A 14,085-nucleotide genomic window follows, 5' to 3' on the forward strand; every position below is an offset into this window, starting at 1 on the left:
ATGACGCTACTACAACAGGGAACCCGAGATCGCTTACGCATCAAACGTTTTGCCAGCCGCGCAGCATTAGGTGCGGATGCGGCGCAGGATGTGGCTGCGTTTCTTCGTCAACGGCTGAGTGAACAGCGTGGGGTGCGCATGGTGTTTGCCGCCGCGCCCTCGCAAAACGAGTTTCTCGCCGCGCTGGTGGCGGCAAAGGATATCGACTGGTCGCGCATTCACGCCTTCCATATGGATGAGTACATCGGGCTGGATGCGCATGCGCCGCAGCGTTTTAGCCACTTTTTACGCCAGAAACTTTTTGATGTGGTGCAGCCCGGCGAAGTTCATCTGATCCCCTCTTGCGGCGATTCTGCAGAAATTTGTGCTGATTACGCTAAAAAACTTAATGCCGCACCGATTGATGCGGTGTGCCTCGGTATTGGCGAGAACGGCCATTTAGCCTTCAACGATCCGCCGGTGGCCGACTTCAGCGATCCTTTCACTGTGAAAGTAGTGCAACTGGATGATGCCTGCCGCCAGCAGCAGGTCAACGATGGCTGTTTCGCCACTTTCGCTGCGGTGCCAACGCATGCCGTGACGCTAACGATTCCCGCATTAATGAGTGGCGCGCGACTGTTCTGCATGGTGCCGGGCGCCACTAAACGCGCGGCGGTGCGGGCAACGCTTGAGGATGCGATCTCCAGCGCCTGTCCGGCGACGTGTCTGCGCCAGCATGCCAACTGCACGCTCTATACCGACAGCGATGCTTGCCCGGAGGTGATGTTTGACTAACCTCATTTTACGCGGCCGCGATTACCGTACGTTGCAACCGATTGAGCTGGAGATTGAGCACGGCATCATCATCGATGTGCGCGCGCTAAGCGAGCTGGAAGAGGAGATTATCCTCGCACCGGGCTTGGTCGATCTGCAGGTCAACGGCTTTCAGGGCGTCGATTTCAACCACTTTCCCTTCAGCGAAGAGGATGTGCTGCACGCCACGCGCGCGCTGTGGCAGCAGGGCGTCACCAGCTTTCTGCCGACGGTGATCACCGCCATGCCGGAGGAGATTGCGCAGGCGATGCAGCGACTCGCCAGCGCCTGCCAGCATCATCCTGACGTGGCGCGCGCCGTCCCCGGTTTTCATCTGGAAGGACCGTTTTTGTCGCCTGAAGATGGGCCGCGCGGTGCGCATCCGCGTGAAGCGATTCGCGCACCGGATATCGCGCTGTTCGACAGCTGGCAGCACGCGGCGCAGCAGCATATTCGCCTATTGACGCTGTCACCGGAATGGCCGCACAGCGATGCGCTGATCAAGCATTGTGTGGCGCAGCAGGTGCGCGTCGCCATTGGGCATACGTCCGCCACGCCACAGCAAATTCATGCGGCGGTTGACGCGGGTGCCACGCTCTCCACCCATCTCGGCAACGGCGCGCATCTGCAACTGCCGCGCCACCCCAATTACATCTGGCAGCAGCTGGCTGAAGATGCGCTGACGGCTACCTTGATTGCCGATGGCGATCACCTGCCGGCGGACGTGCTGAAAGTGTTCCTGCGTGCCAAAGGCGAGCAGGCGCTGCTGGTCAGTGACGTCACTTCTTTTGCTGGGCAGCCGCCGGGCATCTATGACACGGCGATTGGTGGCCGCGTGCAGCTCAGCGCCAGCGGACGCCTGAGCATCGCCGATGCACCGCAACTGCTGGCGGGATCGGCGCGGGGTTTACTTGATGGCGTGAATTTCCTGTTGCGTCAGCAATTGGCGACGCTGGCGCAGGCAATTGAGATGGCTTCCATACGACCGGCCCGCCAGCTCAATCTGCCGCAGCAGCAAGGTTTAGCCTGCGGTGCACCCGCCGATGTGTTGCTGCTTGCTGCTCAGCCGGATGGCAGCGTGGCATTACGCAGTTGTGTGAAGCAAGGCGCTGCAGTGTGGAGTGAAAACGTAGATTATCTTTAGCCATTAAACAACGACTTACCTCTCGCTGCGCTTTGTTGTTGCGGACAAATCACCATGCTTTGCCAGGCTTACTCTTTGTAGGGATTTGCTGTTTACATCAAAAACCAGAAGAAAGGAGGCCTAACGTGAGCTATCAAACTGTCGTAGAACTCAAGTCGCTGGCGCAGCGCAAACCCACCAAATTTACCGTCGGCGACACCGATGTGGTGTTAATTCGTGATGATGAGCGTGTGCAGGCGTTTCAGGCCAAATGTCCGCACGCCGGTGCGCCGTTAGAGCAGGGCGCGGTGTGTGGCGACAAGCTGATCTGTCCGTGGCACAAAGCGGTATTTCAGCTGCAGGATGGGCAGATGTGCGAGCCGCTGGCGCTGGCCAATCTCAAGCGTTATCCGGTGCGCATCGAACAAGGCAAAGTGCTGGTTAGCCCGCAGGCGATGTCGCCCGCCAGTGCGCCTTCTGCACAAGACGAGACGCCGGTTTGCGTGATTCTGGGTTCTGGCGCGGCGGGCAGCGCGGCGATCTGGACGCTACGCGATGCAGGTTTTAGCGGGCACATCGTGCTGATTGAGCGGGAATCGGCTGCGCCTTACGATCGCACCGCGCTGAGCAAATTTGTGCCGTCAGGCAAAATGGCGATTGAAGATGTACCGAAGCTGCTGAAGCAGGATGTGCTGGGCACGGTGGAGCGGATTCAGGGCGATGTCGAGCAGCTCAAAGCGCTTGAGCAAACGCTGATCCTCAAAGGCGGCCAGCAGGTGAAGTTTGACCAACTGCTGATTGCCAGCGGCAGCGTGCCGCAAGCGCTGGATATACCGGGTAAAGATCTCAACGGCGTGCATCTGCTGCGCTCGCTTAATCAGGCCGATGAACTACTCAAAGAGGTCGATAAAACTGAGCAGCTGGTGATTATCGGCAACAGCTTTATTGGCATGGAGATGGCGGGATCGCTGCGTAATCGTGATGTTGATGTCACGGTGATTGCGCGCCATCCGCTGCCGTTTGCTCAACAGTTTGGCGAAGAGATTGGCCGCCATTTTTACGATCTGCATCGCAGTAACGGCGTGAAGTTTGTCGAAGGCGATCCGGTGGCGCTGGAAGGCGAGGGCAAAGTGAATGCCGTGCGCCTGAAGAGTGGCAAAAAAGTTGATGCCAGTTTGGTGCTGTTTGGTACAGGCGTGGTGCCGGCGACAACATTCATCCACGATCTGCCGCTGGAAGAGGATGGCAGTTTGCTCACCGACAGCCAGTTGCGCGTAGCCGATAACATCTGGGTGGCCGGCGATATCGCCAGTTATCCGTCGGTGCAGGGCCCACAACGTATTGAGCACTATCGCGTGGCGCATCAGCAAGGGCGCATCGCGGCGCTGAATATGTTAGGAAAACAGATTCTGTATGACCGCGTGCCGTTCTTCTGGACCGCGCATTACGGGACGCGTTATGAGTATTTGGGGCATGCGGAAGAGTGGGATGATTACCGGCTGCTGGGATCGCTGCAGAATAAGCAGTTTATCGCTTTCTATTGTCAGGAAGGGATGATTGCGGCGGTGTGTTCTGCCGGGCTGTATACGCTGACGGCAGCGCTGGTGCAGGAGATGCAGCAGCCCATGACGCTGGCGCAGGGTATTGCGTTGTATGAGGCGTACTCTGCGGCCTGATGCCCTCACCCCGGCCCTCTCCCACAGGGAGAGGGAGACGCACGATCAGTTCCCTCTCCCGCTTGCGGGAGAGGGTTAGGGTGAGGGGCAAGCCGCACCGATCACTGCTTACTCAACGTCTCTGACTTCGCCATACACTGCTGCATCGCGTTCATCACCGCCGCACGGAAGCCTTTCTCTTCCAGCACTTTCACCGCTTCAATGGTTGTGCCGCCTGGCGAGCACACCATATCCTTCAGCTCGCCCGGATGCTTGCCGGTTTCCAGCACCATCTGCGCCGAGCCTTTGACCGCCTGCGCCGCGAACTGATACGCCTGCGCACGCGGCATGCCGCCGAGCACCGCGGCATCGGCCATCGCTTCGATAAACATAAACACATACGCTGGCGCTGAGCCGCTGACGCCGACCACCGCGTGAATCAGGTATTCATTCACCACCGCCGCTTTGCCGAAGCTTTCGAAAATGCCCACCACTTCATCCACTTCATGCGCTTCCACCAGCACGTTTGGCGTCACCGAGGTCATGCCTTCGTTCACCAGCGAGGGCGTGTTGGGCATCACGCGGATGATTTTGCGATCGTGGCCGAGCACCGACGCCAGAGAATCCAGCGTTACGCCGGCCGCAATCGAGACCACCAGCACATCTTTCTTCAGCTGGCCGGCAAGATCTTTCAGCACTTTGAGAATCACATTGGGTTTCACCGCGCCAAACAGGATATCCACTTCGCGCGCCAGACTTTCCACACTCTCTGCGGCGGTAACGCCATATTGCTGCGCCATCGCCTGATTGGTGGCGGGCTTGCGGTCGAATACCCAGATATTGGCGGGGGCGATCTGCCCGCTGTTGACCAGTCCGCTAATAATGGCTTTCGCCATATTGCCGCAGCCGACAAACCCGATTTTCTTCTCCAGCATCGCTTTATCCTCTAAGTGGTTCATTTTCTGTGGGGGTAAGCTTACGTCAGCAGGGATTAATAACAAGGCGGGCGGCCAGCAAAAACAGTTGCGATTCTGCCGCAGCACGGCAAGATCAGCCTCATTGCCGGTTAATAAGGATTCATCATGTCGATTTGGGTTGATGCGGATGCCTGTCCCAATGTCATCAAAGAAGTGCTGTACCGCGCGGCCGAGCGCACCAAAGTTACCGTTACCTTTGTCGCCAACCAGCCGCTGCGCGTGCCGCCGTCGCCGTGGCTGAAAACGCTGCAGGTCGCAGCGGGGTTCGACGTGGCGGATAACGAGATTGTGAAACGGGTGCAGCCCGGCGAGTTGGTGATCACCGGCGATATTCCGCTGGCGGCGGAAGTACTGGAGAAGGGCGCAGCGGCGTTGAATCCGCGCGGAGAACGTTATTCGACAGATACCATTCGTCAGCGCTTAACCATGCGTGACTTTATGGAGACGATGCGCGCCAGCGGAATTCAGAGTGGCGGACCATCGACCTTAAGCCAACGCGACCGCCAACTGTTTGCTAACGAACTCGATAAGTGGTTACGTCAGCGCTAATCAGACGAAGCTGTCATCGTCATCGTAGTCGCCGCCAAAATCGCCGAAATCATTGTTATCCGCAACGTTGTTATCCCAACCCGAATTATCGTTGTTGAGGAACGCGTTGTTGCTGTCGTTGCCGTTAAAGGTATCGAGGCTGTTATCCACCTGCGGCAACGCCGGTTCGTTGATGATGTTAACGATCTCTTCCGGCTGTGAATGGTGGAACATGCTGGTCAGCATATCCGCCATCACCACGCCGCCCGCCACGCCAACGGCCGTTTGCAACGCGCCGCCGAGGAAGCCAGTGCCGCGTGCCGCCGGTGCGGCATATTGCTGCTGTGGTGGTGGCGCATACTGCTGTTGCGGCTGCGGCGGTGGATTCCCCCACGCTGGTTGCTGTTGCGCTGCCGGGCGCGATCCGCCGCCAAACAGGCTGGAGAGAAAACCGCCGCTGCTCTGCTGCGGTGCCTGTTGCTGCTGCGCCTGCGCCAGCCGATTTTCCAGATCCGTAACCTGCGCATTGAGCTTCTTCAACGCCGCTTCCTGAATCAGGATCGCCTGCGACATGTAATAAGGCGCGCCGGGCTGATTCTGTAAATGCTGTTTGATTAACTGCTCTGCGCCAGCATCACGCGGGCCGCTTTGCGTCTCAGCCTGTTTCAGGCGGCTGAACAGGTTTTCAATCAGTTGTTGTTCTTCGCTTTGCATGGGGAACCCTCCTTTAAGGTATGCCTCATATATGAGGGCGCGACTCAAGAAAGTAAATCAGCGGCCTGGTAAGGAAATGTTGGCCGCTGTTACATTTGGCCCGATGCACGATTCATGCATTGTTTTTCGCTGGATTTTCAAACGGCTAGCTTAAGATGTGACTGAAATACGCGTAAATCGTGCCTCGCGGGTGGCTGATAAAATAAAATCCAGGTATTATGCGACGCATTATTGACCTGATGACGTTGCCCGCGCGGCACATTACGGCGGAGGATGAGCCCGGATGTCATTACCCATCTATCTGATCGGCGCACGCGGTTGCGGTAAAACCACTGTTGGCAAGGCGCTGTCGCAAGCGCTGGGCTATGCCTTTAACGATACCGATCACTATCTGCAACTCACTACGCAACGCAGCGTGGCAGAGATTGTGGCGTCTGAAGGGTGGGATAGTTTCCGCGCCCGCGAAACGGAATCGCTGCGTGCGGTCACCGCGCCGAATACGGTCATCGCCACTGGCGGCGGCATGGTGCTGGCTGAAGTGAATTGTCGCTTTATGCGCGAACACGGTCAGGTGATTTGGCTGAATGCGCCCTCGGAAGTGCTGGCCGATCGTCTGGAACATCAGCCGGAAGCAGCGCAGCGTCCTACATTAACCGGCCGCCCGATTGCCGAAGAGATGGGCGATATCCTGCGTGAGCGTGCCCATCTGTATCGTCAAACCGCGCATCATGAAGTCAACGCGATGCAATCGCCCGATCGCGTGGTTGAGCACATTCTGCAATCGCTCTCTCTGGCGCGCGCCAGCTAAATACTCAGATTTCTCTCTGTTTTTTTGCAGCGATCCTCAGTTGTCTATACTTAGCGTTAGGCAGAGGATCACCGCTGTCTGTGGACAACTGATAGAAGAGGGAAAACTATGCCAACTAAACCACCCTATCCGCGCGTCGCGCGTATTGTCGCCGTTGAAAAAGGTTCGGCGGATCAAACCGTCACCTGGTATGAATTGCGTGCTGACCATCCCAAACCCGATACGTTAATTAGCGAACACAAAACCGAAGCCGAAGCGCAAGATGCCAAAGAGCGCTATGAGGACGCCGGTAAAGATTAACTTTACCCTTCATATTCCAAGCTGCAGGTGCGTTGGCTGCATGTGTTCACCCCAGTCACTTACCTAAGTAAGCTCCTGGGGATTCACACATTTGCCGCCTTCCTGCACCAAGAGTAGGCCCCATGAGGGGACTTGAACTATTTAGGGTAAAGAATCTCCGCCGAAAAACTGCAATATTCCAAAAAAGTTACACACTTTCCTGCTGAATATTTAACTCACCTGATTACGTCATTTATTTCCCACTTCACGCCGTATTTAATTCTGCCTTAAATTTCCTCAGAAACGTCCGACTTAAAATTTGCGCTTGACCGCAAAAGCGTAGCGCTTTATTTTCTGGTTATTGATAGAGGAACTCAGTTCCATATAGTGAAACCGACACCATGACCACACTCGAAAATGCCTCCGCCGTACTGAAGCTGTTTCAGCGATTTGGCGTGACGCAGGGCCATCCCGGCTTAACCTTTACCGAGGTGGTGGATGCGTTGGGGTTGCCGAAAAGTACGGTATCGCGCCTGCTGGCAACCATGGAAAGTGAAGGCTTACTTGAGCGTGACGCTGAGAGCCGCTGCTTCCAGATTGGTCGTGTGCTGCTGTCGGTGGCAGGTCACTATCTGTCGACACCGCTGGTGGATAGCGCGTCGGCGCCGATGGCACGTCTGGCGGCCAGCAGCGGCTGCATGGGCTATATCTCGGTGCTGGATGGTGACGAAGTGCTGGTGATGCGCATGTATCACGGCCGTTTCTTCACCCAACTGGTGACGCCGCCGGGCACGCGCGTTTCATTAACCGGCACCTCGACCGGACGCGTGCTGCTGGCGCAGCTCAGTGATGAAGAAGTCCGCGATCGTTTTGCCAGCAACTGGCAGGCTGCGTCGATGAATTCGCCGCTGAGCGTGGATGCCTTATGCCAGGAGTTAGCTGTGATTCGCCAGCAAGGCTGGGCACTGGCGCGCAATGAGACGCTGCCAGGCATCAGCTCGTTAGCGGTTGCGGTAACCAATAAACATCGCGGTGAAAGTGCCGCGCTTTGTCTCTCGTTTTTATCGCAAGAAGCGGCGCCCGGTTATCCGGAGATGCTGCTCAGCGAACTACGCGCAACGGCTGCACTGATGGCCGAAAAGTACGGCGCATAATCCTGTCTGAACAGGAAACCCTATTTTAAGTTTTGAAGGCGTTTATTCGCGCCACACCAGGGAAATAGCAGGTCTTCGGACCTGCTTATTTCAATAATCAGGGAACGATTAATATAAAAACGTTGATGTCCCGCGTGTCGGGCGCTGCGAATTAACGCGTTTTCTACAGGGTGAAAATACGGGGATCTTATGCGTCAAAATAATCCAATAAAAAGTGTTGGCGTTGCCTTAATGCTGGTTCTGCTGTCCGTTGCAGGCGCCATCATTGGGGTTCAGCTTATTACCACTATTGGGGTAACACCCAATACCTCTATTATCGGCGCGCTGTTTGCCATGTTGCTGGCGCGTATTCCACTGCAATGGTTTCGTCGCTATCGCTCCATTGAAGTCCAAAACCTTGCGCAAACCGCCATCTCTTCTGCCACCTTTGGTGCCGCCAACAGCCTGTTGATGCCCATCGCGGTGCCGTGGGCGCTGGGCGAGCCGCAGCTGGTGCTGCCGCTGTTTGTCGGCGTCAGCGCGGCGATGCTGCTCGATGCTTATTTACTCTATCGCCTGTTTGATACGCGCGTCTTCCCGGCCAGCAATGCCTGGCCGCCGGGTGTGGCAGCAGCCGAAGCGATCAAAGCCGGTGATAAAGGCGGTCGTCAGGCATGGTTGCTGGTGGTGGGCATTGTTGGCGGCATCGTCGGTTCGATGCTGAAGATCCCCATGTCGGCATTTGGTACCGCGTTTATCGGCAATATCTGGGCGCTGAGCATGCTCGGTATTGGTTTCCTGCTGCGTGCTTACGCGCAACCGGTTGCTGGCATCGATATCAACGCGCTCTATATTCCGCACGGCGTGATGGTCGGTGCCGGTTTGGTGGCGTTGATTCAGGTGGTGCAGGTGATTCGCAGCCGCCGCAATGATCAGGTCAACGTCAGCCGTAGCGACAGCGAAGTGAAACGGTCGCTGGGTTTCGGCAGCGTCGGTTACATCGTTATCTCTACGCTGCTGGCGCTGGCGGGCGGCTTGTGGAGCCAGATGGGCCTGCCGATGCTGGTGCTGTTTATCCTCTACGCCGCCTTTGCTGCTTTCGTGCATGAACTGATTGTTGGTATCGCCGCGATGCACTCCGGTTGGTTCCCGGCCTTTGCGGTGGCACTGATCACCCTGATTCTCGGCATTCTGCTCGGCTTCCCGCCGCTGGCGTTGTGCCTGCTGTGCGGCTTTACCGCCGCCACCGGTCCGGCGTTTGCCGATATGGGTTATGACCTGAAAGCGGGTTTTATCCTGCGCGGCAACGGTGCTGATGTGCAGCAAGAGCTGTGGGGTCGCCGCATTCAGCTGATCGCCGCGATGATCGCCTTTGTGATCTGTATTCCCGTGGTGTGGTACGCGCATACGATTTTCTTTGCCGAGAATCTGTTGCCGCCGGTGGCGCGCGTCTATGCCAAAACCATTCAGGCCGGCGCCGAGCCGGGTATCGCTGGAAATCTGCTGATGTGGGCGATTCCGGGCGCCATCATTCAGTTGATCGGCGGACCGAAGCGTCAGCTTGGCGTGCTGCTGGCGACCGGTTTATTGATCAACAACGCCGCTGCGGGTTGGGCGGTGATGGTGGGTATCGCGCTGCGTATCATCATCCTGCGCGTGTGGGGCGAGCGTGGACGTTCACCGATGGAGGTGATGGCCGCTGGATTTATCGCGGGCGACGCGCTCTACAGCTTCTTCCATTCACTTTTTGCCAGCGGCACTAAAAAATAATCCAGGGAATTTATTATGAGTTTACAGCAGACACTGCAGGTCTTTGAGTTACTCGATAGCGCCTACATTGATGGCCAACAGGTGGTTGATCTGTTCGCGGGCTATCCGGGCGTCACCGCCAGCACGAAACGCGTCAGCGGGCCCAAAGGGCGGACCGATTTCGTCCGCATCGACATACCCGGCGCGCAGGGCAAAAGCAACGGCGGCAACGCACCAACGCTGGGCATCATTGGGCGTCTCGGCGGTATCGGTGCGCGTCCAACGCGTATTGGGATGGTGTCAGACGCCGATGGCGCAGTCGCGGCGGTGAGCAGTGCGCTGAAGCTGGCGCAGATGCAAACCAAAGGCGACGTGCTGGCCGGTGATGTGATCATCACGACCCACATCTGCCCGGATGCGCCAACCCGTCCGCACGAACCGGTCGATTTCATGGATTCGCCGTGCGACGACATCACCATGAATGACAACGAAGTGATTCCGGGCGTCGATGCGATTCTGTCGATCGATACCACCAAAGGTAACCGCATTCTCAATCACAAAGGCTACGCGATGTCGCCGACGGTGAAAGAGGGTTACATCCTGCGCGTGTCAGAAGATCTGCTGCGCATCATGGAGATGACCAGCGGCAAACCGGCGGTCACCTTCCCGATCACCACGCAGGACATCACGCCATACGGCAACGGGGTTTATCACCTCAACAGTATTTTGCAGCCTTCCACCGCGACGGATGTGCCGGTGGTCGGCGTGGCGATCTGCGCCGAATCGGTGGTGCCGGGCTGCGGCACCGGCGCGAGCCACGAAGTGGATATCGCCTTAGCGGTGAAGTTTGCGGTGGAAGTGGCGAAAGAGTTCGGGCGTGAAACCTGTCACTTCTACGACGCGCAAGAGTACGCTCTGCTGCTCTCTTTGTATGGTAGTCTCAGCCATCTGCGCAACCGGAAAGCCTGATGATGACTATCTCCCTGGTCACACTGACGATTGGTCAATCACCGCGCAGCGACATTTTGCCGTTGCTGCTGGAACATCTGCCTGCCGATCAGGTGGCGCATGCCGGTTTACTCGACGGTTTGACGCTGACCGACGTCGAGCAGCAGTATGCGCCCGCGCCGGGCGAAACGGTGCTGGTGTCGCGCATGATCAGCGGCGAGCAGGTGCGCCTGTCGGGACCAAAAGTGGAGCAGGGACTGCAACGTAAGATCAACGCGCTGGAAGAGCAGGGCTACGACACCATTCTGCTGCTGTGCACCGGTGAGTTTGGCGCGCTGAAAACGCAATCCGCCTTGCTGCTGGAGCCGGATCGCATCATCCCGCCGCTGGTTAAGGCGATTGTGCAACAACACAAAGTCGGCATTGTGGTGCCGGTAGCAGAACAGATTGCCGAGCAGGCCAACAAGTGGCGCAATCTGGATACGCCGCCGTGCTTTGCCGTCGCCAGTCCCTATCTGGCGGAGCAGGCCGATTTGGTGGAAGCGGGATTGTCGCTGCAGGAGCAGGGCGCGGATGTGGTGGTACTGGATTGCATCGGCTATCACCAGAAGCACCGTGATTTCCTGCAGAAAATGCTGGGCATTCCGGTGCTGCTGTCGAACGTGCTGGTCGCCAAGCTGGCGGCAGAATTGATCGTCTAATGCGGAGAGATCACAAGTTGCGATCTGTGGCGCTAATTCGCGTGACAGATCAGCGAGTTCCTTAGTAATCTGCCAGTCACGATAATGTGCTGTGAGGAAGTAATATGCTCAATACAAGTGAGTATTTCGACGGAAAAGTGAAATCCATTGGTTTCGACAGCGTGACCATTGGCCGTGCCAGCGTTGGCGTGATGGCGGAAGGTGAATACACCTTCGGCACCAACCAACCGGAAGAGATGACGGTAGTAAGCGGCGCGCTGAAAGTGCTGCTGCCGGGTGAAACCGAGTGGAAATGGTACGAAGCTGGCGCCGTGTTCAGCGTGCCAGGCCAGAGCGAATTCCATCTGCAGGTGGCCGAGCCTTCGTCTTATCTGTGCCGCTACCTCTAAACTCAACCTGTAGAACATCTTAAACCTGCGACTCTCTGTGAAGCGCAGGTTTTTTTATTGCTGAGTAATAGGTGCGCATGAATGCGCACCCTACGAAAATCCGCGCAGGTCTGTCGTAGGGTCGCCATTCATGACGACCAGGTTCGAGGGGGATTAACGCTTCGCTTCGCCGCCTAACGCTTCTACTAAATTGCTGATCAACGCAGCCAATTCGCTGGTCATCAGAATGAAATCGGCATCGAAACGCTGGGCGAAATCATCGCGGTCAATGTCATCATTCTGCTCACGCAGCGTGTCGCTAAACTTCAAACGCTTCACTGAAGCATCATCGGCGATGACGAACTGAATGCGTTCCTGCCAGTCGAGCGCCAGTTTGGTGACCACTTTACCGGCTTCAATGTGCGTGGCGATCTCGTCAGAAATCAGGTCCTGCTTCTTACAGCGGATCACGCCGCCATCTTCCAGCATCGCTTTCAGTTCGGCTTCATCCATCAAGGCAAAACCGGCTGGCAGCTCACCAGAGCGCACCCATTCGGTCAGCGTCAGCTCGATGGGATTTTCCAGCGTCAGCGGTACCACCGGCAGCGAACCGAGGCTTTTACGCAGCAGCGCCAGCGTATCTTCAGCTTTCTTAGCGCTGGCGCAATCGACGATGATCAGGTTGTTAACGGTGTCGATCCACATATACGTCTGGCTGAAACGGCTAAACGCGCGTGGCAGCAAGCTGTGCAGCACTTCATCTTTCAGCGAGTCTTTCTCAGTCTTCTTCAGCTTGCGGCTCTGTTCCGCTTCCAGCTTGTCGATTTTGGCTTCCAGCGCCTGCTTCACCACCGGCGACGGCAGAATTTTCTGCTCGGTGCGCGCGCAAATCACCATCTGACCGTTGATTTCATGCGTCAGCGCTTCGCTGCGGTTGCCCATCGGTGAAACCCAGCCGGTTTTCGCCATATCCTGGCTACCGCACGGCGAGAAGGTGAAGGCGTCGAGCTGCTTTTCCAGATCGTCTGCGGACAGCGGAATGTCACGATTCAGACGATAAACCATCATATTTTTAAACCACAACATCGGGATTCCTTACCGTGGGTGCGATCGGGCGCACAAGTCTCAAAGTCAGCGCGCATGATAGCGAAACATCGGATGGGTTTCATTGCCTTTCCCGATTCAGCCTTCTACTGTATTTGTCACCAGAACGAATAATGAGGAATAAATCGTGCGCATCGGGATTGATTTAGGCGGGACCAAAATTGAAGTGATTGCACTGTCTGATCAGGGTCAGGAGCTGTTCCGTCATCGCGTTAACACGCCGCGTGACGACTACGCTGCCACGGTTCAGGCGATTGTCGATTTAGTGCTGCTGGCGGAGGAGAAAACCGGCCAGCAGGGCACGGTAGGCATCGGCATCCCCGGCACGATTTCGCCCTATACACAGCGGGTGAAAAACGCCAACTCCACCTGGCTGAACGGTCAGCCGCTGGATAAGGATTTAGCGCAGGCGCTGAATCGTGACGTGCGCATTGCCAATGACGCGAATTGTCTGGCGGTTTCCGAAGCGGTAGATGGCGCGGGCGCGGGTCAGCCGCTGGTGTTTGCGGTGATAATTGGCACCGGGTCGGGCGCGGGCGTAGCGATTGGCGGTGAGTCGCGCATTGGTGGTAACGGCAATGCCGGTGAGTGGGGCCACAATCCGCTGCCGTGGATGGACGAAGATGAACTGCGCCATCGCGCCGAAGTGCCCTGTTATTGTGGCTTGCAGGGCTGCATTGAGACCTTTGTGTCGGGCACCGGTTTCGCTATCGATTATCAGCGTCTGAGTGGTAAAGCGCTGAAAGGTGCGGAGATCATCAAGCTGATTGAGCAGCAGGATCCGGTGGCGGAATTGGCGATGAATCGCTACGAAATGCGTCTGGCGAAATCGCTGGCGCAGGTGGTGAATCTGCTGGATCCCGATGTGATTGTGCTGGGCGGCGGCATGAGTAATAACGATCGCCTGTATCAAACCGTGCCGGCGCTGATGAAGCAGTGGGTGTTTGGCCGCGAATGTGAAACGCCGGTGCTGAAGGCGGTGCACGGAGATTCGAGCGGCGTGCGCGGGGCAGCGTGGTTGTGGCCGTTGAAAGGGTAGTTTCTTTTACGCACCTCTGTATGTGCTCGCTTTCCCCCTCCTCGGTTTGTGCCTGCTGTCCCCCTCCTCGGTCCTCCCCCATAAATGGGGGAGGAAGATGCTGCTATATGTGAGTTTGGAGGCTGCATGTGGCAGCGTCTCCTTCCCCCGCTTGCGGGGGAAGGCCG

General features: G+C 57.0%; 15 protein-coding genes. 12 read left to right on the plus strand and 3 right to left on the minus strand.

Annotated elements, in window-relative coordinates; all coding sequences use genetic code 11:
* From NQH49_RS04595 to NQH49_RS04605, 3 genes are all read left to right on the plus strand, one after another.
* Entirely contained in the window at positions 1-774 is a 774-nt protein-coding gene (locus tag NQH49_RS04595; RefSeq protein WP_256695749.1) for a glucosamine-6-phosphate deaminase, read from the plus strand.
* Entirely contained in the window at positions 767-1,936 is a 1,170-nt protein-coding gene (locus NQH49_RS04600) for an N-acetylglucosamine-6-phosphate deacetylase (RefSeq protein WP_256695750.1), read from the plus strand. Before NQH49_RS04595 ends, NQH49_RS04600 begins: the two co-directional genes overlap by 8 nt.
* A gap of 125 nt (positions 1,937-2,061) precedes the next feature.
* On the plus strand, positions 2,062-3,591 hold the full coding sequence (locus NQH49_RS04605; RefSeq protein ID WP_256695751.1) for an FAD-dependent oxidoreductase: 1,530 nt from the start codon (positions 2,062-2,064) through the stop codon (positions 3,589-3,591).
* Positions 3,592-3,692: 101 nt separating this feature from the next.
* Here NQH49_RS04605 and proC read toward each other — a convergent pair whose 3' ends face one another.
* Positions 3,693-4,505, minus strand: coding sequence for a pyrroline-5-carboxylate reductase (gene proC / locus NQH49_RS04610; RefSeq protein WP_256698376.1), 813 nt, complete (start codon positions 4,503-4,505; stop codon positions 3,693-3,695).
* A 147-nt stretch (positions 4,506-4,652) separates the two neighbouring features.
* On the opposite strand from proC, the gene NQH49_RS04615 reads away from it, so the two are divergent.
* The gene (locus NQH49_RS04615) at positions 4,653-5,096 is read left to right on the plus strand and encodes a YaiI/YqxD family protein (protein ID WP_008106050.1); all 444 of its coding nucleotides are present in this window, start codon (positions 4,653-4,655) and stop codon (positions 5,094-5,096) included.
* Here the strand turns inward: NQH49_RS04615 and NQH49_RS04620 are convergent, their stop codons facing one another.
* The gene (locus NQH49_RS04620) at positions 5,097-5,789 is read right to left on the minus strand and encodes a DUF2076 domain-containing protein (protein ID WP_179451729.1); all 693 of its coding nucleotides are present in this window, start codon (positions 5,787-5,789) and stop codon (positions 5,097-5,099) included.
* A gap of 283 nt (positions 5,790-6,072) precedes the next feature.
* Here NQH49_RS04620 and aroL point away from each other — a divergent pair, with 283 nt between their 5' ends.
* The 7 genes from aroL to ppnP all read left to right on the plus strand — a co-directional run bounded on the left by aroL (position 6,073) and on the right by ppnP (position 11,796).
* Positions 6,073-6,597 carry a shikimate kinase AroL gene (aroL, locus tag NQH49_RS04625; RefSeq protein ID WP_256695752.1) on the plus strand — a complete coding sequence of 175 codons (525 nt, stop codon included), beginning with the start codon at positions 6,073-6,075 and terminating at the stop codon, positions 6,595-6,597.
* Positions 6,598-6,705: 108 nt separating this feature from the next.
* Positions 6,706-6,897 (plus strand): YaiA family protein, encoded by a 192-nt coding sequence (locus tag NQH49_RS04630; protein ID WP_008106056.1) that lies wholly within the window; start codon positions 6,706-6,708, stop codon positions 6,895-6,897.
* Positions 6,898-7,277: 380 nt separating this feature from the next.
* Positions 7,278-8,030, plus strand: coding sequence for an IclR family transcriptional regulator (locus tag NQH49_RS04635; protein WP_256695753.1), 753 nt, complete (start codon positions 7,278-7,280; stop codon positions 8,028-8,030).
* A gap of 189 nt (positions 8,031-8,219) precedes the next feature.
* Positions 8,220-9,779: an OPT/YSL family transporter gene (locus NQH49_RS04640; RefSeq protein ID WP_256695754.1), complete on the plus strand. Its 1,560-nt coding sequence runs from the start codon at positions 8,220-8,222 to the stop codon at positions 9,777-9,779.
* A gap of 15 nt (positions 9,780-9,794) precedes the next feature.
* Complete coding sequence (locus NQH49_RS04645) at positions 9,795-10,727, plus strand: DUF1177 domain-containing protein (protein WP_256695755.1); 933 nt, start codon at positions 9,795-9,797, stop codon at positions 10,725-10,727.
* A gap of 2 nt (positions 10,728-10,729) precedes the next feature.
* On the plus strand, positions 10,730-11,407 hold the full coding sequence (locus NQH49_RS04650; RefSeq protein WP_256698377.1) for an AroM family protein: 678 nt from the start codon (positions 10,730-10,732) through the stop codon (positions 11,405-11,407).
* A 104-nt stretch (positions 11,408-11,511) separates the two neighbouring features.
* Positions 11,512-11,796 (plus strand): pyrimidine/purine nucleoside phosphorylase, encoded by a 285-nt coding sequence (ppnP, locus tag NQH49_RS04655; RefSeq protein ID WP_008106067.1) that lies wholly within the window; start codon positions 11,512-11,514, stop codon positions 11,794-11,796.
* A 153-nt stretch (positions 11,797-11,949) separates the two neighbouring features.
* Here the strand turns inward: ppnP and rdgC are convergent, their stop codons facing one another.
* Positions 11,950-12,861 (minus strand): recombination-associated protein RdgC, encoded by a 912-nt coding sequence (gene rdgC / locus NQH49_RS04660; protein ID WP_008106069.1) that lies wholly within the window; start codon positions 12,859-12,861, stop codon positions 11,950-11,952.
* A gap of 145 nt (positions 12,862-13,006) precedes the next feature.
* Here rdgC and mak point away from each other — a divergent pair, with 145 nt between their 5' ends.
* Positions 13,007-13,918: a fructokinase gene (gene mak / locus NQH49_RS04665; RefSeq protein WP_110867766.1), complete on the plus strand. Its 912-nt coding sequence runs from the start codon at positions 13,007-13,009 to the stop codon at positions 13,916-13,918.
* Positions 13,919-14,085: the final 167 nt, after the last annotated feature.

The sequence above is a fragment of the Pantoea trifolii genome, from assembly GCF_024506435.1.
Taxonomy (GTDB): domain Bacteria; phylum Pseudomonadota; class Gammaproteobacteria; order Enterobacterales; family Enterobacteriaceae; genus Pantoea; species Pantoea trifolii.

Bases quoted from the DNA above. Each gene is read 5' to 3' on its own strand.
- NQH49_RS04595 (WP_256695749.1), top strand. From the start codon at position 1: ATGACGCTACTACAACAGGGAACCCGAGATCGCTTACGCATCAAACGT.
- proC (WP_256698376.1), bottom strand. From the start codon at position 4,505: ATGCTGGAGAAGAAAATCGGGTTTGTCGGCTGCGGCAATATGGCGAAA.
- NQH49_RS04615 (WP_008106050.1), top strand. From the start codon at position 4,653: ATGTCGATTTGGGTTGATGCGGATGCCTGTCCCAATGTCATCAAAGAA.
- NQH49_RS04620 (WP_179451729.1), bottom strand. From the start codon at position 5,789: ATGCAAAGCGAAGAACAACAACTGATTGAAAACCTGTTCAGCCGCCTG.
- aroL (WP_256695752.1), top strand. From the start codon at position 6,073: ATGTCATTACCCATCTATCTGATCGGCGCACGCGGTTGCGGTAAAACC.
- NQH49_RS04630 (WP_008106056.1), top strand. From the start codon at position 6,706: ATGCCAACTAAACCACCCTATCCGCGCGTCGCGCGTATTGTCGCCGTT.
- NQH49_RS04635 (WP_256695753.1), top strand. From the start codon at position 7,278: ATGACCACACTCGAAAATGCCTCCGCCGTACTGAAGCTGTTTCAGCGA.
- NQH49_RS04640 (WP_256695754.1), top strand. From the start codon at position 8,220: ATGCGTCAAAATAATCCAATAAAAAGTGTTGGCGTTGCCTTAATGCTG.
- NQH49_RS04645 (WP_256695755.1), top strand. From the start codon at position 9,795: ATGAGTTTACAGCAGACACTGCAGGTCTTTGAGTTACTCGATAGCGCC.
- NQH49_RS04650 (WP_256698377.1), top strand. From the start codon at position 10,730: ATGACTATCTCCCTGGTCACACTGACGATTGGTCAATCACCGCGCAGC.
- ppnP (WP_008106067.1), top strand. From the start codon at position 11,512: ATGCTCAATACAAGTGAGTATTTCGACGGAAAAGTGAAATCCATTGGT.
- rdgC (WP_008106069.1), bottom strand. From the start codon at position 12,861: ATGTTGTGGTTTAAAAATATGATGGTTTATCGTCTGAATCGTGACATT.